The 18,912-nt window shown below is 61.6% G+C and carries 16 protein-coding genes; 10 read left to right on the top strand and 6 right to left on the bottom strand.

Features of this window, described 5'->3' with window-relative positions; genetic code table 11:
- Positions 1-100 precede the first annotated feature (100 nt).
- The 4 genes from QTL56_RS08045 to QTL56_RS08030 all read right to left on the bottom strand — a co-directional run bounded on the left by QTL56_RS08045 (position 101) and on the right by QTL56_RS08030 (position 3,788).
- Positions 101-847, bottom strand: coding sequence for a HugZ family pyridoxamine 5'-phosphate oxidase (locus QTL56_RS08045; protein WP_245136344.1), 747 nt, complete (start codon positions 845-847; stop codon positions 101-103).
- 46 nt (positions 848-893) lie between these two features.
- Positions 894-1,937, bottom strand: a complete 1,044-nt coding sequence (gene choV, locus QTL56_RS08040) for a choline ABC transporter ATP-binding protein (RefSeq protein WP_229574229.1) — start codon at positions 1,935-1,937, stop codon at positions 894-896.
- Positions 1,934-2,803 carry a choline ABC transporter permease subunit gene (choW, locus tag QTL56_RS08035; protein WP_229574227.1) on the bottom strand — a complete coding sequence of 290 codons (870 nt, stop codon included), beginning with the start codon at positions 2,801-2,803 and terminating at the stop codon, positions 1,934-1,936. Before choW ends, choV begins: the two co-directional genes overlap by 4 nt.
- A gap of 94 nt (positions 2,804-2,897) precedes the next feature.
- Complete coding sequence (locus QTL56_RS08030) at positions 2,898-3,788, bottom strand: choline ABC transporter substrate-binding protein (RefSeq protein ID WP_229574936.1); 891 nt, start codon at positions 3,786-3,788, stop codon at positions 2,898-2,900.
- A 318-nt stretch (positions 3,789-4,106) separates the two neighbouring features.
- Between QTL56_RS08030 and QTL56_RS08025 the strand changes: the two genes are divergently transcribed.
- From QTL56_RS08025 to QTL56_RS07990, 8 genes are all read left to right on the top strand, one after another.
- Positions 4,107-4,493 (top strand): c-type cytochrome, encoded by a 387-nt coding sequence (locus tag QTL56_RS08025; RefSeq protein WP_245136345.1) that lies wholly within the window; start codon positions 4,107-4,109, stop codon positions 4,491-4,493.
- A 200-nt stretch (positions 4,494-4,693) separates the two neighbouring features.
- A complete protein-coding gene (locus QTL56_RS08020; protein ID WP_229574223.1) occupies positions 4,694-5,782 on the top strand; it encodes a coiled-coil domain-containing protein in 1,089 nt (362 codons plus the stop codon).
- Between the two features lie 78 nt (positions 5,783-5,860).
- Positions 5,861-7,012: a hypothetical protein gene (locus tag QTL56_RS08015; RefSeq protein ID WP_229574222.1), complete on the top strand. Its 1,152-nt coding sequence runs from the start codon at positions 5,861-5,863 to the stop codon at positions 7,010-7,012.
- A 2-nt stretch (positions 7,013-7,014) separates the two neighbouring features.
- Entirely contained in the window at positions 7,015-8,928 is a 1,914-nt protein-coding gene (locus QTL56_RS08010; RefSeq protein ID WP_245136346.1) for an AAA family ATPase, read from the top strand.
- A gap of 51 nt (positions 8,929-8,979) precedes the next feature.
- Positions 8,980-9,240, top strand: a complete 261-nt coding sequence (locus QTL56_RS08005; RefSeq protein WP_245136347.1) for a type II toxin-antitoxin system RelE family toxin — start codon at positions 8,980-8,982, stop codon at positions 9,238-9,240.
- A complete protein-coding gene (locus QTL56_RS08000) occupies positions 9,240-9,650 on the top strand; it encodes a helix-turn-helix domain-containing protein (RefSeq protein ID WP_245136348.1) in 411 nt (136 codons plus the stop codon). Before QTL56_RS08005 ends, QTL56_RS08000 begins: the two co-directional genes overlap by 1 nt.
- Entirely contained in the window at positions 9,647-10,942 is a 1,296-nt protein-coding gene (locus tag QTL56_RS07995) for a DUF6638 family protein (RefSeq protein WP_245136349.1), read from the top strand. The genes QTL56_RS08000 and QTL56_RS07995 overlap by 4 nt, the downstream gene beginning before the upstream one ends.
- Positions 10,935-12,044 carry a DUF2333 family protein gene (locus tag QTL56_RS07990; RefSeq protein ID WP_245136350.1) on the top strand — a complete coding sequence of 370 codons (1,110 nt, stop codon included), beginning with the start codon at positions 10,935-10,937 and terminating at the stop codon, positions 12,042-12,044. Before QTL56_RS07995 ends, QTL56_RS07990 begins: the two co-directional genes overlap by 8 nt.
- 216 nt (positions 12,045-12,260) lie before the next feature.
- Here QTL56_RS07990 and QTL56_RS07985 read toward each other — a convergent pair whose 3' ends face one another.
- A complete protein-coding gene (locus QTL56_RS07985) occupies positions 12,261-12,977 on the bottom strand; it encodes a helix-turn-helix transcriptional regulator (protein WP_289393495.1) in 717 nt (238 codons plus the stop codon).
- A gap of 154 nt (positions 12,978-13,131) precedes the next feature.
- On the bottom strand, positions 13,132-13,596 hold the full coding sequence (locus QTL56_RS07980; RefSeq protein ID WP_112240108.1) for an Lrp/AsnC ligand binding domain-containing protein: 465 nt from the start codon (positions 13,594-13,596) through the stop codon (positions 13,132-13,134).
- 107 nt (positions 13,597-13,703) lie between these two features.
- On the opposite strand from QTL56_RS07980, the gene putA reads away from it, so the two are divergent.
- Both putA and QTL56_RS07970 read left to right on the top strand, forming a co-directional pair.
- Positions 13,704-16,823 carry a bifunctional proline dehydrogenase/L-glutamate gamma-semialdehyde dehydrogenase PutA gene (gene putA / locus QTL56_RS07975; RefSeq protein WP_245136352.1) on the top strand — a complete coding sequence of 1,040 codons (3,120 nt, stop codon included), beginning with the start codon at positions 13,704-13,706 and terminating at the stop codon, positions 16,821-16,823.
- A 185-nt stretch (positions 16,824-17,008) separates the two neighbouring features.
- Positions 17,009-18,682, top strand: a complete 1,674-nt coding sequence (locus QTL56_RS07970; RefSeq protein ID WP_245136353.1) for a formate--tetrahydrofolate ligase — start codon at positions 17,009-17,011, stop codon at positions 18,680-18,682.
- The last annotated feature ends 230 nt before the right edge of the window (positions 18,683-18,912 follow it).

Here is an 18,912-nt window from a genome sequence, read left to right as displayed (position 1 = left end):
TTGGTCGATTGACCTGGGGGGGAATGGCAGTCGTTGAAAATACATCACTTAACTAGAGGCCAAACTCTACCAGCGCCATCACAATTGTATATGCCTAAATTTAAGGTACTGCGTATACTGATTTAGGTAACTCTAATAGCATGTCCTGTGGATTTGTGACGGGCGTCACAAATTCGTGGCGGATCAGCAAGTCTTTGAAAACAAGATCGATTCCCTGCGAATCAATCCCCGATATGCGCCAATCACCCTCGGGTGCTGCATGAAAGTCGGTGGCGAGACGCCCTGCCAGATCGGGATGCCTGCCCCCTAATTCTTGCAGTATAGCCTCTTCGTCAAATGCGACCTCCGGGTCCGTTTCCGGGATGAGAAAATCCTGTCTGCTCAAATGATAGGCACGCCCGAAGCCTCCGTTGAGGCTCGCCCGTTCCGGTCGCAGGCGAAAGAATCGAAAGTCGGGAAAATCGATGTAGAGCTGTGATTTGGGATGGCGGGCAAGGAATCGGCGTCGCAGCCTTGCATGGGCCTCGCTTTCGCGTTCGACCTTTTCTGCTGTGCATTGCAGCGTCAGACGTGGATGGGCCAGTGGGTCGCCCTTGGCCGGCTCGCCGGTCAGCAAGGATACGCGCGGATCGGCAAGCAGGGCGGTCGTATGGGCAGAGAGGCTCGAGACCAGTATGACCGGCGCGCCATCACGGTCCATGCAGAGCAGGACGCGGCTGACGGAGGGAAAGCCGGTTTCCGGGTCGATCACGCCGATCGCCGCAAAGCGGGCGCCCCTCAGCAAAATGCGCGCCTGGCGGCGCGCATTGTCGTCCGTGTCCCTGATCACCTGGGGCTTGTCATTCATGTCGTGGCTCCTGCATGCACCTTGGACGGGTTGCGTGCAGGCCTCCTCAGGCCTTGCGACGGTGCTTCGTCAATCCGCTCACCACATCCTGAGCATCGATCGTGCCGATCACGGCGCCGTTGTCAACGACTCCGATCGTGCCGGGTTGACGCGCGAGCGCATCCAGCACCTCGACCAGCGGCGTCAGCGGTGACGTCGTCCCCGTTACCTGGCTCTGTTGACCCCCGGTGCCGGGGCGCATCACGTCGGATGCCGTCAGCATGTTGATCGGGTTCAGGTTCTGTACGAAATCGGCGACATACTGGTTGGTCGGGTTCTGGACGATCTCCTGCGGCGTGCCGCATTGGATGATGTGCCCACCTTCCATGATGGCGATGCGGTTGCCGATGCGGAAGGCCTCGTCGAGATCGTGGCTGACGAAGAGGATGGTCTTCTTCAGCCGGGCCTGGAATTCAAGCAGCTCATCCTGCAGGCGCGTGCGGATCAACGGGTCCAGCGCCGAGAAGGGTTCGTCCATCAGGAGGATCGGGGCGCCTGTCGCAAAAGCACGGGCGAGGCCCACACGCTGCTGCATGCCGCCCGACAGCTCGTTCACCTTGCGGTCGGCCCAGGTCGACAGATTGACGAGTTCGAGCTCGGCAGCGACCCTTTCCCTGCGTTCCGCTTCCGGCACGCCGGCGAGTTCGAGACCGAAGCCGACATTGTCGGCAACCGTCCGCCATGGCAGGAGCCCGAACTGCTGGAAGACCATGGAGACCGTGTGCATGCGCAGGTCGCGCAGCACCTGGGCCGAGGCCTTGTAGGGATCGACATAGCCGTTCTCGGTTCGCACGCTGACATTGCCGCGAACCACGGGGGCGAGTGCGTTGACGGCGCGCAGCAGCGTCGACTTGCCCGAGCCAGAGAGGCCCATCAGGACCAGGATTTCGCCTTCCTTGACGGTCAGCGAAGCATGGGCGACGCCGAGCACGAGGCCGGTTTCGGCGCCGATCTCGTCGCGGCTCTTGCCCTGATCGAGCATTTGCAGGGCATTCTGCGGATTGTTGCCAAAGACGATGTCGACATTGTCGAAGATCACTGCGTCGGTCATGCGTCTTCTCCAGGCATGCGGAAGATCCGGTCCAGGATGATGGCGAGGATCACGATGCAGAGGCCTGCTTCGAAGCCCCGGGCGATGTTCACGGTGTTCAGTGCGCGGACGACAGGCACGCCGAGACCGCTCGCGCCGACCAGCGCCGCGATGACGACCATCGACAGCGAGAGCATGATCGTCTGGGTGAGGCCGGCCATGATCTGCGGCATGGCGAAGGGCAATTCGACCTTGCGCAGCACCTGCATCGGCGTGGCGCCGAAGGCAATTGCCGCTTCGACCAGCGAGGGCGGCGTCGAAATGATGCCGAGGCGGGTGAGGCGAATTGGGGCGGCGATGGCGAAGATCACGGTCGCGATCAGGCCGGGTACCATGCCGAGCCCGAAGAGGATGAGGGCCGGAATGAGGTAAACGAAGGTCGGGATCGTCTGCATCAGGTCAAGCACCGGACGGACGCCGGCATAGAGCCAGGGACGGCGGGCGCAGGCGATGCCGATCGGCAGGCCGATGACCATGCAGACACATGTCGCGGCCAGCACCAGCGCCAACGTCTCCATCGTCTCCTTCCAGTAGCCCTGATTGTAGATCAGCAGAAGGCCGAGAAAGGTGAAAGCGACCACGCCAAGCGATCGGCGCATGAGCCAGGCGACCAGCGAAAACAGCAGGATCATGAAAAGCGGGTAGAAGCTTTCGACCGGGGTGTCATCGAGAAACGGTCCCTGGAGAACGAAGAGCATCGCATCGATCGACGCGCTCAGAATGTCCGCAATGAAGTCGAATACAAAATCGACGTTGTCGGTCAGCCAGTCGACGACATTCTTCGACCAGGGTCCGATGGGCAGTTTGTTGTCTGTCAGAAATTCCATGTTTGTCCCCGATTGGCCACAGGTTCAATGCCTGGGAGTCCGCGCGGCCGGATCACCTTGCCAGCCGCGCGGTTCCACGATCGATGGACAGGGATCAGAGGCCCAGCGCCGCCTTCACAGCGCCGAGGCCGTCGCCGCCGTCCTTGGTGGTCACGCCGGCGAGCCAGGGCTCGATGGCGGCCGGATTGGCCTTCAGCCAGTCGCTTGCAGCCTCTTCGGCATCCTGACCGTCATTCAGGATCTTGCCCATGATCTCGTTTTCCATCTGGAGCGTGAACTTCAGATTGGTGACGAACTTGCCGACATTCGGGCATTCGGCCGTGTAGCCGGCGCGGGTGTTGGTGAAAATGGTCGCGCCACCGAAATCAGGCCCGAAGACATCGTCGCCGCCGGACAGGTAGGTCAGCTTGAAATTGGCATTCATCGGATGCGGTTCCCAGCCGAGGAAGACAACCGGAACGTCATCCTTCTCGGAGCGGGCGACCTGGGCCAACATGCCCTGTTCGGAGGATTCGACGACTTCGAAGTCACCGAGTTCGAACTTGTTGCCGTCGATCATGTCGAGGATCAGGCGGTTGCCGTCATTGCCGGGCTCGATGCCGTAGATCTTGCCATCCAGGGCATCCTTGTTCTTCGCAATGTCGGCGAAGTCCTTGATCCCGAGTTCAGCGCCCTTGGCATTGGTGGCGAGCGTGTATTTCGCGCCTTCGAGGTTCGGCCCGAAAATCTCGACCGACTTGTCTTCGCGATAGGGGGCGATGTCGCCTTCCATGGTCGGCATCCAGTTGCCGAGGAAAACGTCGATGTCCTTGTTCTTCAGCGAGGAATAGGTCACCGGGACGGAGAGGACCGTCGTGGTCGGCTCGTAACCGAGTGCCTTCAGGACAACGGAGGCCGTTGCGGTCGTCGCGGTGATGTCGGTCCAGCCGACATCCGAGAAGCGGACGCTGGAGCAGCTTGCGGCTTCCTGAGCCGAAAGCGGCATCGCCGAGACGGCGAAGAGTGAAACGGCGGCCACGAGTGTGCGGCGGTAGGTGGAGAGATGCGTCATTGAAAGACTCCCGTTTTTTTTTAATGTTCCCAAGTCAACATTCAATACCAGAGAATTGCAAGGATGCCCGTGCGTTTGCGCCGCGGCACCGGCCCTGTTTGCGACTTGAGCGCCTTGGCGGGCAGGGCGCTGCGGCACTGCAAAAAAAAGTTCGGGACTTGATGGGCGTCAAAGCGTCGCCTTGCATCTCATGCGAACAGGTGATGCGATGGGCGCGGCGCCTACGCGCCTTTTTGGGAGATAGGAGTTTCGATGAAGACGTCTTCACTGATCGTGCTGCTCGCACTGACGGCAACACCGTTGCCCGCTTTTGCCGACGGTGATCCGGTCGCCGGCGCCAAGGCGTTCAAGGCCTGCCAGGCCTGTCACGTCGCGACCGAGGCAAAGAACAAGGTCGGCCCGCATCTGCAAGGTGTCGTCGGCCGCCCGATCGCCTCGATCGCGGGCTACAAATATTCGCCGGCCATGACCGAATTCGGCCAGGGCAAGGTCTGGGACGAGGCCACACTGTCTCAATATCTCAAGGCGCCAAAGGCCGTCGTGAAGGGCACCAAGATGGCCTATGCCGGCGTCAAGAAGGACGAGGATCTCGTCAACATCATCGCCTATCTCAAGGATCCCGCTGCCGGCGGGCAGTGACCCAAGTCGAAGACCCCGATGCGGCAGCCGTTTCGCGGCTGTCGCATTTCTCTGCTGGCGCCTCTTGTGTGGCCGCTGCGGCCATCCATATCGGGTGAAGGCAACGGTCCCTGTGCGATGCGATACTTTCCTGCACGGGGAAACGCGCTATGGTAGCAACGAATCCGGCGCGCTGCCGGAATGAGGGACGGGGAGACGACATGGCGACTTTGCAATCGTTCGACAGCGAGATCGAGAAGACGCGCAAGATCGTCTCGGAGATGCGCGGCAAGATCGAGCAGTCCGGGGTGGTGCTGGATACGCTCGCCAAGAGCGATTCCAAGCTGACGGGTCAGGATTTCGACATCGAGAATGCGCGGATTTCCGATGTCCTCAGCCAGCAGAAGGTGATGGAATCCAACATCGCCGACCTGATCATCGGGCTTGAAGACGCGACCAATGTCTTCGGTGCGGAGTTCGAAAGCATGAAGAGCTTTTCCGGCATGGAAAAGTTCATCGGGATCTTCTCCAAGCAGAAGGCGCAGCGCATGCGCACCGAGCGCGTCCGCAACATGTCGCTGGCCGGCAATCTGCAGGAACTGCTCGCCAAGTCCGACAGCATCGTCGGCATTCTCAAAGAGCAGAAAATGGTTCTCGAGGAGCGCTACAAGACATCCGAGGCGAGCCTCGTGCAGGTGATCGAGCGGCGCAAGCAGACGATCGCCAATCTGGAAGAGACCCAGAACAAAATCGAGACGCTCAACCCGGCGCTGCTCGATATCGAGAACAAGATCGCCGCGTCCACCGACACGTCGGAACGCACGGCACTCGAGGCCGATCGTTCGAAGCTGGCGACCGATTACAATCAGGCGCAGGCGCGCGAACAGGAACTGCTGGCCGAAAGCCAGACGCTGGAACGCTATACCTCGATGTTCCAGACCTTCGTCGACAGCCTCAACAACCAGATCGCCGCGCAGAACACGCTGATCAACAAGCTGACCATCGACACCGAGCAGCGCATCGTTCTCTACAAGGCCCTCGAAGATTCGCTGAAGACTGCTGCCCAGCAGGATGTGGCACACCGGATCAACACGCTCGGAAGCCAGGTCGATACGGCCGCAGAAGAGACCATGGCCGGCATCGGAGCCGCCGCACAGCGGCATATCGGCGATCTCCTGGAGCTGCACGAGAAGAACATGCTCTCGACGCAGGACATTCAGCGCCGCAAGAAGCTCGCCGACGAGGCCTTTGCGCGCCGCTTCCAGTCCGTTCTCGACAAGCACAATGCGGCCAATTACGTGAAGCCTTGAGCATGCCGTTGATGTGGACGCGGCCATCAGGCCGCGTGCCGCGCTCGCGGTGCGCGGTCGAATCGATGGGGGAGGGTCATGAACGTCGTCGATCGTAACAGTGCCGTGTCGCACTATTTCGCCACCATGGCCTCGGCGCTGTCAGGGCTCGAGCAGTTCTTCGGCCAGTCCGATCGCCGCTTCGGCGAGACGGGGCCGCCGACGCTCTATCTCCTGCCTTATCTCGACCGATTGAGGAACTCCTTCACCTCCTGGCAAAACCGCATCGGCTTCACCGGCCAGTTCAAGATCGCCCAGGCCGAAAGCGGCTTTCCGATCTTCCAGAACGTGCTGGAACTGGAGAACGATCGGGCGGGAGCGACGTCCAGGCTTTCCACGATCCCTGCCGTCGACAAGCTGCGCGCCGAAATGGTCGATTTCATTCTGCGGCAGAAGGATTTTCCCGCCGCCCTGCAGCAGCAGATCGCCGAACGGCTCTATCTGGAACAGGTCAGTGCGGGCGAGATCTTCTCGCCCTTCGTGCTGCCGACGACCGTTGCCGTGAGCGTCAATGCGCAATCGCGCCGGCCGTCCTATCTGGTCACATGGGCCGCGTTCGACGGGGTGAACACGCTGCCCATGATCTATCTCGCGACGATCGAGGATTCCTCCGAGAACGTCACAAAGATCCTGGTTTCAGACGACGGCAGGCTGAACGATACCGTCGAGATCCCGCTACCCGTCGGCGGCCTGCTCAATCCCGAACTCGCCCGCATATTCGACGATTTCTGTGCGAAGAACTCGGCCTACTCCCTGACCCCGGCCACGATCGCCACCAATATGGACCGGGACTTTCCCAACCTCCATCCGAAGTCCGTCCGGCGCGTGGTGCTCGGGCCGCTCTATTCGACGGGTTTGACCCAGAATTCCGGCCGCGTGACCGAAATTCTCGACCGGGTGCGCAGACCTGAAAATGCCTGGGTGATGACCTGGACGGTGCAGGAGGTGTTTTCCAAGCGCGAGCAGCCGGCGGTGAAGGGCTTTTTCTCCTCGACGCCGGCCTCACAGGAATTCCACATCGAGACGCATGATCTGGAGGCCGCGCGCATGGGGGTCTCGACCTATGAGAAGCACGCGCTGGTGCCGCACGACGCCTATCAGGCTCTGTATGCGGCCGGCGAGATCAAGCCGATCTTCGGCAATTTCAAGGTGCACGTGATTTCCGGCAACCAGGTCGTGAGCGAGGTCTGAGCATGAGTGAACTGACGGCAGGGCTGACCACGCTTCGGGAAGACGATATCGCCAAACATCTCGCGGTCGCTCAGGGGCTCGTGACGCGGTTCGTGGTGCTCGATCAGGGCGAGGCTACCTCCGGTGCGCCGATCGCCGGTACCGGACGGCGTTTCGTCTCGACGGTCTCGACCGGGTCCGTGCGGCGCACCCGCGAGATCGAGCTTGCCAAGACCATCCAGGCGAGCGGCACTGCCGATCCGCTGCTGACGCCTGCCCAGCATACCGTGCTCTACCGCGTGCGCCGCGGCGTGCAGGTGGCGCTTGCGATATCGGACGTTTTTGCCCGGCAGAGCGAGCTGGAGCCTTTGCAGGCCCGCAATATCAGTGCGCCCCTGCAGGGCGAGGAAGCCGCCCGGTTCAAGGCGCTTCTCACCTCCCAGGCCTATGTCGCGGCCTTTGCCTTCGCCGCTTACCTGAAGTCCACAGTGGCTGGCGAGGGGGAGCAGCTCGATGGCATCCGTGCGCCGGATTTCCTGTTCGATACGGCGCAGGATGCGCTCAAAAGCATGATCGCTGGCATCGATACGGCCGTGCAGGGTGCCGGTGACGATGCGACGCTGATCGGCCGGGTGCGTGGTGTCGCAGATCTCGCGCTGGACGGGCTTCTGACCCGCAAGGCGCGCTTCGAGCATCTCGGCGTCTTCGAAAACGCCCATATCCGCGTCGATCAGGACGATTTCACCCTCAGTGGTTTCGACGCTGTGCCGGGGGCAAAGTCGAAGCCGCTGACGATGAGCTTCAAGAAGCCGGAAGAGATCGTCGGCAACCACATCGCCAAATATCAGGCGCTCAAGCTCGCCAAGATGCTGATGGCCTATGATTTCGACCGGCAGATGAACCCCTTCGTCGATCTCGGCGGTTTTCTGTTCACCTTCATCGGCGACGGCATGCCGGGCACGGGCAAGACGATCCTGATCCAGATGCTGGCGGGTCTCTTGAACGACTACTGCCAGATGGCCGGCTACGCCTTTCACTACGAGAATTTCGGCGTCGACCAGATCTCGTCCTATCAGGGCAAGTCGGGCCAGAATGCCAAGAGCTTCGTCAACGCCGTGCTCAACCCGCGCGTCATCGGCTTCGGCACGATCGATGACATCGACCAGGTGACGGCCAAGCGCTCGGACGACCGGGCGTCCGCCGGCCAGCACGAGGTGACGGCCGTGCTGATGGAGAGCTTTGCCGGCGCCTCGACCGTGGTGCGCGGTAATGCCACTTTCGGGATGTTCTCCAACTATCCTGAAAACGTCGACGATGCGCTGCGCCAGCGCGCCGGTGCCCGCTGGCTGGTCGACGGGCCGCAGACACGCGAGGACTATATCGACATCTTCTCGCTGCTGGTCGGCAAGAACCATTCCATCCCGCTTGGCGAACACCAGTTGTTCGCCGGTCAGGAGATCCAGAAGGCCGTCAGCCGCTCCTATGGCGAGCACGACCGCCCCAGGGAAGACGGCCTGGTTGCCGTCTGGGAACGCTACGGGACGTCCGAGGGCAAAATCGAGACCCTGGCCGATGTCGGCGCCTATCTGCATGCGATCAAGCTCGCCGAACCGCGCTTCACCGGCCGTGCGATCAAGAACATCACCGATGCGATCAAGATGCGGGCAATGGATGTCGAACTGCCCGATGCCTGGTTCGAAAGCCCGCAAACCTTCGTCCACAAGAGCTACGACGAGAAGAAGGCGATGATCTCCGAGATGCGCGGGCCTGTGACGATGGAGATGATCCTGCAGGAAATCAACCGATACGCCGACAGCGAATTCCGCTACGCCGACAAGTCGGACGATGCAGCCGTGTCCGAGATCATTCGCCGGGAGCGGCAGCGCGAGCGGGCGATTGCCGAGATCGAGCGCATGAAGGGGGAGGGGATGTGGTGAAATTCGCTATTTGCGAATTTGGTTGTCGTGGCCTGGGTTGAGAGGTAGGATGTGCGGGACGTTGTTTACAGCAAGGATGCCATTCGTAGCTTGAACCGGATCCCGGCAAACGAGGCGCGACGTATCCGGTCGAAGGTTCTTCAGTATGCCACCGACCCGGCTTCCCTCGCCAACAATGTCAAAAAGTTACGTGACAGCCGTTACCATCGCCTGAGGATCGGGGACTGGCGCGTGATCTTTCGTGAAGACGGAACCGTCGTTGACGTGGTGCGTGTCGCAGCACGCGGTGAAGCCTATGAGGGAGAGCTCTGATGACGATCGCATCATCGTTTACGACGCCAAATGGCGAAGAGATGATCGTACTCAGCCGCAAGGACTACGAAGCGCTCATCGCGCGCATCGAGGATTTGGAAGACAGTCTGGCTGTCGCCGATTTCGAGAGGAAACTTGCTGCGAGCGAGGAGGAACTGATCCCTGCCGAGTACGTCAACCGGATGGGTGAAGGTGAAAGCCCGATCCGCGTCTGGCGCGATTTTCGTGGCATGGCGGCCAAGGACCTTGCTGCTGCTGCCGGAATCAGCACCGCTTATCTGTCCGAGATCGAAACCGGCAAGAAGGACGGCAGTGTCGCAACACTCAAAGCGATCGCCGATGTCTTGAAGCTCGACCTTGATGACCTCTACTGGCGGCACGAGGACAGGAAGGTCACAGATACCGCATGAACCGCCTCCTCGAAGCCGAACTCATCTATGGCCGCCTGCTTCCCATCCGCGAGCCGCATCTCGTCGCGCGCTACAACAAGGCGCTCGTCGCCTTCGGTCTGCCTGAGACCAAACTCGCCGAATTCGACATCGACATTACCGGCTTCTCGCCGCAGGTGGCAGCCGAGCTTGGCGATCCCGACTATCTCGATCCGCTCAAGGTCAACAGGCGCTTCATCATCCTCACACCGGAGCAGGACAGTCTGCCGGTCGTGCATACGAGCTTTTCCAACACGGCCGGCCTGATGCACGAATTCTTCGCGGCCAATGCCCGTGCCATCCATGCCATCACGCTTCGGGACACGCTCTACGGCGAGATCGAGGACAGTGTGTCCGAGGTGAAGACGCTGGAAGACCTGTTGTCGATCAATGAGGTCAAGTTCAAGGTCCTCTCGGCGGAAGACCTGCTCGGCAAGGCCGGGCAGTTGCGGCAGCTCTGCGATGCGTTGGTGTCGAGCCCGGATGCCTGGCGCGATGACGACATGCTGAACCGCATGGTGGCGCTGGCGAAGGAGACCGGTGACATCCGCCAGAACACGCTGGTGCCGGACAAGCTTGTCTTCCGCCATGACGCTTTCTGGGCCGACCATTTCGGCGGCGTCTTCGTCTTCGTCGACGAGAAGATCACCACCGTGATCTGTGATCCCGAGGCGCCGGGCTTCCGTCGGTCACGGCCCTGGCAGGTCAGCTATATCTCGATCCATGATGCAGGCCTGGTCGGCGATTTTCTCGCGCGTACCGGCCGGCTCGAACTGCCGCGGGCGAGCTGGGTGGAAAGTTCTGGGCTCTTTGCCCATCGGCTGGAAATGGCACTGCTTTCGGTCGCTGCCTCTCTCGATCCGGTGCCGGATCTAAGCCGCACCGATGCCGTCTGGATGCAGACATTCCTGCATCGCAATGCAAAAGCGATCAACGAGCGCGGGGTCTATCCCATGCTCCAGGAGGCGCTGCGCACGCTTGGCCGCACCGGCAATCTGCGGATGGCCGACATCGATCCGAAACTGCGGCTCTGGCTCGTGCGTGCGGAGCCCAGCCATCCCGACCAGTGGCTGACAAACCGGCTGATCGCGCATCTGACGGCAGAGGATTTCGTCTCCCGCTTCGTCTTCGACAAGCAGGGTTTCTACCGCGCCTATGAACGCTATCCTGAAGCTTATCGCGATTATGTTGTATCCCGCCTGTCCGACACTTATCTGAAGGACAAGGCTGCGTTCCGCAAACGCCTCTATGGACTAGGAGATGACCATGCTTGACCCGATCATCGCGTTCTTCCAGCGCATCTTTGCCGCGATCGGTCGTGGTATCGGCATGGTGGTCGCTTGGTTTCTCTGGCCCTTCCTCGCGGCCCATGGGTGGTATCGCGATCGCAGCTGGATCATCAAGGGACCGATCCTGGTGGTTCTCGTGCTGCTGCTGGTCGTCTATGGCCACTTCATCTACCGCACGCAGATCTGGCACGGCTTCGATCCCGCCTTCGTGCAGAGCTACAAGTTCGAGGAGCGGACGGTCCCGGCAGGCTCGCCGCTTCCCGGAGAGACCAATCGTTGCCAGAATTCAGCGGTCGTCATCATGAATGCCGCCCTGACCGATCAGAACGTCAACCAGAACAGCTGGATCTCCTCGACGCTGCTTTACAAGCTGGGCCTGTTCGGTCTCGACTGGGACAATACGCCCTTTATGGACAACAAGGCGTCGTTCCAGCGCGGGGTGAACCAGGTCGTGCGCCGTACGGCAATCGAACTCGCCGACAATCTCGGCCGCGTTCGCGGCACTTCCGGCATCAACAACGATCTGCAGGATGCCCGTGGCAATATCCAGTTCGACGAGAGCACCTGGTATTTCGGCACCGACCCCTTCGGCTTCAAGACGCCGACGCCGAGCTACTACCGGGCCGCTGTCGAAAGCTGGAACCGTTTCAATACCTCGCTTGGCACCTGCGATGCGGTCTTCGATACACGCTCGGACAACCTGCTGAAGCTTCTGGATGGCATGGCGAGCGATCTCGGCAACACGTCCGACATCCTGCGCCGCCGCTCGGAGGAGTTCAATGCCGGCTGGTTCGACACGCGCGCCGATGATCGCTTCTGGTTCTCCTATGGCCAGCTCTATGCGCAATACGCCCTGTTGCAGGCGACGCGCGCCGATTTCAGCGGCGTTATTCGTGATCGCAATCTGACGGCGATCTGGACCGAGATGGAACGCCAGATGCAATCGGCCCTGCGTATTCAGCCAGCGATCATTTCCAATGGCAGCGAGGACGGCTGGATCATGCCGACCCATCTCGCCACCATGGGTTTCTACATCCTGCGGGTGCGCTCCAACATGGTCGAGATCCAGTCCATTCTCGATCGCTGATCGCTGTGCCCGCGTCCCTTGCCGGCCGTTCCGGCGGGGGGGCGAGTGCGCCTCAGGCCGCGCTGATCCGCACGGGCGAAAGTCCGTCACCCTGTCGGGCAAGATGCGGGGGGGGGGCGGCCTGCCGGAGCGGCGGCAGGCGTTTCCGATCGGGGGACTGTGGACGTGGTCTTCCTGCCGGGCGCCATGGCGTTCCGGCGCTCGCTGATCGTCGGCTCAGCTGATGATCTTCATCCGGATGGCCTTGGCAACCAGCTGGGTGCGGTTGACGCAATCCAGCTTGCGGATTGCATTGGTCATGTAGGCATTGACCGTATGGTCGGAGAGCGACAGGATCTGGCCGATCTCGAGCGAGGTCTTGCCCTGGGCGGTCCAGCGCACGACCTCGAGCTCGCGAGCCGAAAGGACGTTGGTATTGCCGGCCGTGCGGCGCAGACGGTCGAACACGTCGAAAGCCTGGGTGCTCAGCATGGAGAGTTCGTTGATCTCGGGCTGGGCTAGCGAGGACCGCTTGCCATCGTAGCGCACAACGTAGCGATGGCCGTCGACGGAGGTGAGTGAGAAGATGATGCCCATCAACAGGTCGAAGCGGCGCATCAGGTCGCTGAATTCTGGCGGGCAATCGAAATCGGGCGTTTTGCCATCGTTTCCGAGCGACCAGGTGTTGTGCATGATCGAGCGGGCGATATGTGGTATGGTCGGGCAGTGGCGCAGGAATTCGAGGCGATCGAATTCGCGATAGAACTCCGTCGGCAGTGTCGTTTCGCGCACCAGGGGACCGATGTGACGGTCTTGCGCCGTCGGTGCCGCTGACAGCGTGACGTGATCGAGACCGTATTCGCGCGCCGCGTTTCGCCAGCCTTCCATAAGCTCGCTGCGGCTCTGACTGCTCCCGATATCCTTGCTCAAGAGCGTCTGTCGTTCTGACAACATTTTATCAATTTCGAAAGTTGACAACCAAGGCTAGGTTTATGTTCAATATATCAGCCCGGGCGAAAAGCTAGCAGTTTTTCGGGGTTGTCGCCATTAATATGACTAATTTCTCACCGGTGCCAGTCAAAATGGCAATGGCCCGTTATCGCGATCTTCACACGGGGAGGGCGGACACGGCCTTGACCTCTTCCATGACGGCGTAAGTGTGCGTTTCGCGCACACCGGGCAGGGGCAGGATCACTTCCGAGAGGAACTGCCGATAAGCCTCCATGCCGGCGACCCGGGCCTTGACGAGGTAGTCGAAACCACCTGCCACCATGTGACATTCCATGACATCGTCTGACCGCTTCACGGCGGCTGCGAAGGTGTCGAAGACGTCGGCCGTGGTGCGGTCCAGCTTCACCTCGATGAAGACGAGCAGGTTTCGGCCGAGTTTCTGAGGGGACAGCATGGCCATATAGCCGGTGATGTAGCCTTCACGCGTCAAACGGCGCACCCGCTCGGCGGTGGCCGTCGGAGACAGGTTCACCCGCTCGGCAAGCTCGATATTGGTCAGCCGGCCCTCGGCCTGGAGTGCGCGAAGGATCTTACGGTCGAGGCGGTCGATTTCCTTGCTCATTCTCTATCAATCTCCGTTCTGGCAGTGATTAAACCAGAAAAGTGCCAAAAGAATAGCGGGAAATGCGTCATATCAGGAGATATGTTGCGAATACCACGGAGGTGACAATGATCAAGCCAGCCACGACCGATTTCCCGCGCTTCGAAGCCCCCTATGCCGGCGACGACGACCAGCTCATTCGCAGCTTTGCCGCACGGCTTTCCCTGTCCGAAAGCCAGAATGCCGCGATCGACCGCCGCGCCGCGACCTATATCGAAGCGATCCGGGACAATTCCGGCTCGATCGGTGGCGTCGAGGACTTCTTGCGCGAGTACGGCTTGTCGACGCGCGAAGGTCTGGCCTTGATGGTTCTGGCCGAAGCATTGCTGCGCGTGCCCGACGCGCTCACCCAGGACCGTCTGATCGAGGATAAGCTGAAGGAGGGCGGCTGGAGCGAACATGAGGCGCATGGCGACAGCTGGTTCGTCTCGGCCTCGGCCTGGGCGCTCGGAATGTCTGCCCGCGTCATTCGTCCCGGCGAAACGCCCGAGGGTGTGATGCGCGGCCTGGTCAAGCGTCTCGGCCTGCCGACCGTGCGCTCCGCCACCAAGCAGGCGATGCGCTTCCTCGGTCATCATTTCGTGCTTGGCGAAACCATCAAGGATGCGCTGTCCCGTGCCGCCAAGAGCGAAGAGCGCGGCTATCGCCATTCCTTCGACATGCTGGGCGAGGGCGCCCGCACGGCCGAAGACGCCAAGCGCTATTTCCAGTCCTATGCCGGCGCCATCGAGGCGATCGGCCGGCATATGGCCAAACACGGCAAGAGCCAGCAGCTGCCGAACCGCATGGGCATTTCCGTCAAGCTCTCGGCGCTGCATCCGCGTTATCTCGCCACGCATCGCGACCGCGTCATGCGCGAACTGGTGCCTGATCTCCTGAAGCTGGCGCAGATGGCGAAGGCCCATCAGCTCAACTTCACCGTCGATGCCGAGGAGGCCGACCGCCTCGAGCTTTCGCTCGATGTGATCGCCGCGGTCTTCGCAGATCCCTCGCTTGCCGGCTGGGACGGATTTGGCCTCGCCATCCAGGCTTATCAGAAGCGGTCGCCGCAGGTGATCGACTTCATCGACGGTCTCTGCCAGCAATATGGCCGCCGCATGATGGTGCGCCTCGTCAAGGGTGCCTATTGGGATACGGAAGTGAAGCGCGCCCAGGAGCGCGGCCTCGACGACTATCCGGTGTGGACGCGCAAGCCCGCGACCGATCTCGCCTATCTGCATTGTGCGGCCATGATGATGGAGAAGCGCGCGCGCATCTTCCCGCAGTTTGCGACCCACAATGCCCTGACCGTCTCGACGATCATCGAGCTTGCCGGTTCCGATCGCACCGGTTTCGAGTTCCAGCGGCTGCATGGGATGGGCGAGGCGCTCTACGATACGCTGTTGTCAGGCAATGACCGCATCGCCTGCCGCATCTATGCGCCCGTCGGCGGCTATCGCGACCTGCTCGCCTATCTCGTCCGTCGTCTCCTGGAAAACGGGGCAAACTCCTCCTTCGTCGCTGTCGCCGGCGACAAGAATATCCCTGTGACTGCACTCCTGGAGCGGCCGAGCGAGAAGCTTGGCGTCAGCAATGGCCAGAGCGCCCGCCACAGCCAGATCCCCATGCCGCTTGGCATCTACGGTGATCGCCGGAACAGCGCCGGCTTCGAATTCGGCCATCGCGACAATCTGGAAAGCCTGATGGCAAGCATCGCCCAGCCGCTTGCCGAGATCGCGGCGCGTCCCTTGGTCCCGGGTGCGACAGGTGCGACGAGCGAGGAGGCCGTGCTTGCGCCCGCCGATCGCTCCCGCAAGGTCGGGACCGTGCGCAACGCCACGCCCGCCGATGTCGATCGCGCCTTTGCCGCCGGTCGCCTGGGTTTCGCCCGCTGGTCACGGCGTCCCGTCGCGGAGCGTGCCGCAACGCTCGACAAGATGGCCGATCTGATGGAGGCCGATCGCGACCGTCTCCTGTCGCTGCTGGCCCTCGAAGCTGGCAAGACGCTGGACGACGGTGTCGCCGAAATCCGCGAGGCGGTCGATTTCTGCCGCTATTATGCGTCCGAAGCGCGTCGCCAGTTCGGCGAGGCCGAGGTCATGCCAGGGCCGACGGGTGAACTCAACCGGCTCTCCTGGCGGGGCCGCGGCGTGTTTGCCTGCATCTCGCCGTGGAATTTCCCGCTCGCCATCTTCCTCGGCCAGGTCTCGGCAGCGCTGGTCGCCGGCAATGCGGTCGTTGCCAAACCGGCGCCGCAGACGCCGCTGATCGCGTTTGAGGCCGTGAAACTCTTCCACAAGGCCGGCGTGCCCGAAGACGTGCTGATGCTGCTGCCCGGAGCCGGCGATGTCGGCGCCGCGATCGCCGCCCATCCCAAACTTGCCGGCATTGCCTTCACCGGGTCGACGGCGACCGCCCAGGCTATCAACCGGACGCTCGCCGCCAAGGACGGCCCGATCGTGCCGCTGATCGCCGAAACCGGCGGTCTGAACGCGATGATCGTCGATGCGACGGCGCTTGCCGAACAGGTCGCTGACGATGTGGTGCTCTCCGCCTTCCGCTCGGCCGGCCAGCGCTGCTCGGCACTGCGCATCCTCTATCTGCAGGAAGACATTGCCGACGGCATGCTGGAGATGATCGAAGGTGCGGCACGCGAGCTCAACCTCGGCAATCCGCTGGACATCACCACCGACATCGGTCCCGTCATCGACGAAAAGCAGAAGGCGATGCTGGAAAGCCATATCGCCGAGATGAAGCGGAGCCAGAAGGTCCGCTATGCCGGGAAGGTGCCCGCGAAGGGCAATTTCTTCGCCCCGCATATCGTCGAGCTTGATCGACCCGAAGCGCTGACGCGGGAGATCTTCGGTCCCGTGCTGCATGTCGTGCGCTGGAAGGCGAAGGCGCTGGATCAGGTGATCGCCTCGATCGACGCCACCGGCTACGGATTGACCCTTGGCGTGCACAGCCGCATCGAGTCCACCATCCGTACGGTGACCGAGGCACTCGACACCGGCAATATCTACGTCAATCGCAACATGATCGGCGCCGTTGTCGGCACCCAGCCCTTCGGCGGTTCGGGCATGTCCGGTACCGGCTTCAAGGCCGGCGGCCCCGCCTATCTCAGCCGCTTTGCGGTCGAGCAGGTGATTTCGGTCAACACGGCGGCTGCCGGCGGCAATGCGAGCCTGATCGCGATCGGCGAGGGTTAAGGCGGTCGATACCCACTTCCGATCGGAACAGGCTCCCGATCGGCGCTCCGGGCGGTAACCTTTTGAGGGTGCCGCCCTTTTTCTTGTGCCCCTTCGGCACTGCGGCACAAGATTCGGGCGTTTGCGACTTGCCAAGAGGCCGTGCCGGGGTCGATCTTCGGCGAAAATCACGCCGAGGGGACACCATGACCGTAGCATCCGACATCGATATCGCCCGCGCGGCGTCCAAACAGCCGATACAGGCGATCGGCGTCCGGCTCGGCATTCCCACCGAAAGCCTGATCCCCTATGGCCACGACAAGGCGAAGATCTCCGCCGATTTCATCAAGGGCCTGTCGCAGCGTCCAGACGGCAAGCTGATCCTGGTGACGGCAATCAACCCGACGCCGGCCGGCGAGGGCAAGACGACGACGACGGTCGGGCTCGGCGACGGCCTGAACCGGATCGGAAAAAAAGCGATCATCTGCATTCGCGAACCATCGCTTGGCCCCTGTTTCGGGGTGAAGGGCGGGGCGGCCGGCGGTGGTTATGCCCAGGTCGTGCCGATGGAGGACATCAACCTCCATTTCACCGGTGATTTCCATGCCATCACTTCGGCCCATAATCTGCTTTCGGCGCTGATCGACAACCACATCTACTGGGGCAACGAGCTGAATATCGACACGCGCCGGATCACCTGGCGGCGTGTGCTGGACATGAACGACCGGGCGCTGCGCCAGGTTGTCACTTCGCTTGGCGGTGCCTCGAACGGATATCCGCGCGAGGCCGGCTTCGACATCACGGTCGCCTCGGAGGTCATGGCAATCTTGTGCCTCGCAACCGACCTGGAAGATCTGGAGCGGCGGCTGGGCGCAATCATCATCGGCTATCGGCGTGACAAGACGCCCGTCTTCGCGCGCGATCTGAAGGCCGACGGCGCCATGGCGGTGCTGCTGAAAGAAGCGATGCAGCCCAATCTCGTCCAGACGCTGGAAAACAACCCGGCCCTCGTGCATGGCGGCCCCTTCGCCAATATCGCCCATGGCTGCAATTCGGTCGTCGCGACCAAGACGGCGCTGAAGCTTGGCGATTATGTCGTCACCGAAGCCGGTTTCGGAGCGGATCTGGGCGCGGAAAAGTTCTTCGACATCAAATGCCGCAAGGCGGGTCTTTCCCCGTCCGCCGTGGTCATTGTCGCAACGATCAGGGCGTTGAAGATGAATGGCGGCGTGGGCAAGGAGGATCTCGGACGCGAGGATGTCGCAGCCGTCGAACGGGGTGCGATCAATCTTGCGCGGCATCTCGAAAACCTTGCCAAGTTCGGCGTACCGGCCGTTGTCGCGATCAACCATTTCACCAGCGACACCGAGGCCGAAGTCGCTGCCGTCAAGGCGGTCGCGACCGGGTTCGGCGCCGAAGCGGTGCTGTGTCGGCATTGGGCCGACGGCTCTGCCGGGATCACCGCGCTTGCCGAAGCCGTGGTCCGGATTGCCGAAACGCCCTCGCAATTTCGGCCGCTCTATCCGGATGCCATGCCGCTCTTCTCCAAGATCGAGCGGATCGCGACCGAAATCTACCGGGCAGGGGAGGTGACGGCCGAAAAGGCGGTGCGTGACCAGCTCGTCGATTGGGAGCGTCAGGGCTATGGCAATCTGCCGGTCTGCATGGCGAAGACGCAATATTCCTTCTCCACCGATCCGAGCCTGCGCGGCGCGCCGGAGGGGCATGCCGTGCATGTCCGTGAAGTCAGGCTATCCGCCGGCGCCGGCTTCGTCGTCGCAATCACCGGCGAAATCATGACCATGCCCGGGCTTCCACGCGTGCCATCGTCGGAAAAGATCCGCCTCGACGGCACGGGCGCGATCGAGGGGCTGTTCTAGCCGCCGCGGCCTTCATCGTTCGAGCGTGATATTTTCATCACGGTGATGGCGATCACAAATCATGATAAAATGAATCATGATTTATATGTTGACTCATCCGATCATGTTTTATACGGCGTGATTGCGGCGAAAATTCATCGCCGCCCCGGTTTTGACGCAATCACGTTCGGCCAGCCTGCACCCAGTTTCGGGGTGCGGGATCGTTGGTTCCTGGCCTTTTGAAAGGATAT

The sequence above is a fragment of the Peteryoungia algae genome (assembly GCF_030369675.1).
Classification (GTDB): domain Bacteria; phylum Pseudomonadota; class Alphaproteobacteria; order Rhizobiales; family Rhizobiaceae; genus Allorhizobium; species Allorhizobium algae.
Note: the sequence above shows the minus strand (reverse complement) of the source record. Positions and strands in the feature narration are given on the sequence as shown.

What these genes read in the sequence shown, in the direction of transcription:
- QTL56_RS08045 (WP_245136344.1), bottom strand. Translation starts at nt 847, where the DNA reads ATGAATGACAAGCCCCAGGTGATCAGGGACACGGACGACAATGCGCGC.
- choV (WP_229574229.1), bottom strand. Translation starts at nt 1,937, where the DNA reads ATGACCGACGCAGTGATCTTCGACAATGTCGACATCGTCTTTGGCAAC.
- choW (WP_229574227.1), bottom strand. Translation starts at nt 2,803, where the DNA reads ATGGAATTTCTGACAGACAACAAACTGCCCATCGGACCCTGGTCGAAG.
- QTL56_RS08030 (WP_229574936.1), bottom strand. Translation starts at nt 3,788, where the DNA reads ATGCCGCTTTCGGCTCAGGAAGCCGCAAGCTGCTCCAGCGTCCGCTTC.
- QTL56_RS08025 (WP_245136345.1), top strand. Translation starts at nt 4,107, where the DNA reads ATGAAGACGTCTTCACTGATCGTGCTGCTCGCACTGACGGCAACACCG.
- QTL56_RS08020 (WP_229574223.1), top strand. Translation starts at nt 4,694, where the DNA reads ATGGCGACTTTGCAATCGTTCGACAGCGAGATCGAGAAGACGCGCAAG.
- QTL56_RS08015 (WP_229574222.1), top strand. Translation starts at nt 5,861, where the DNA reads ATGAACGTCGTCGATCGTAACAGTGCCGTGTCGCACTATTTCGCCACC.
- QTL56_RS08010 (WP_245136346.1), top strand. Translation starts at nt 7,015, where the DNA reads ATGAGTGAACTGACGGCAGGGCTGACCACGCTTCGGGAAGACGATATC.
- QTL56_RS08000 (WP_245136348.1), top strand. Translation starts at nt 9,240, where the DNA reads ATGACGATCGCATCATCGTTTACGACGCCAAATGGCGAAGAGATGATC.
- QTL56_RS07995 (WP_245136349.1), top strand. Translation starts at nt 9,647, where the DNA reads ATGAACCGCCTCCTCGAAGCCGAACTCATCTATGGCCGCCTGCTTCCC.
- QTL56_RS07990 (WP_245136350.1), top strand. Translation starts at nt 10,935, where the DNA reads ATGCTTGACCCGATCATCGCGTTCTTCCAGCGCATCTTTGCCGCGATC.
- QTL56_RS07985 (WP_289393495.1), bottom strand. Translation starts at nt 12,977, where the DNA reads ATGTTGTCAGAACGACAGACGCTCTTGAGCAAGGATATCGGGAGCAGT.
- QTL56_RS07980 (WP_112240108.1), bottom strand. Translation starts at nt 13,596, where the DNA reads ATGAGCAAGGAAATCGACCGCCTCGACCGTAAGATCCTTCGCGCACTC.
- putA (WP_245136352.1), top strand. Translation starts at nt 13,704, where the DNA reads ATGATCAAGCCAGCCACGACCGATTTCCCGCGCTTCGAAGCCCCCTAT.
- QTL56_RS07970 (WP_245136353.1), top strand. Translation starts at nt 17,009, where the DNA reads ATGACCGTAGCATCCGACATCGATATCGCCCGCGCGGCGTCCAAACAG.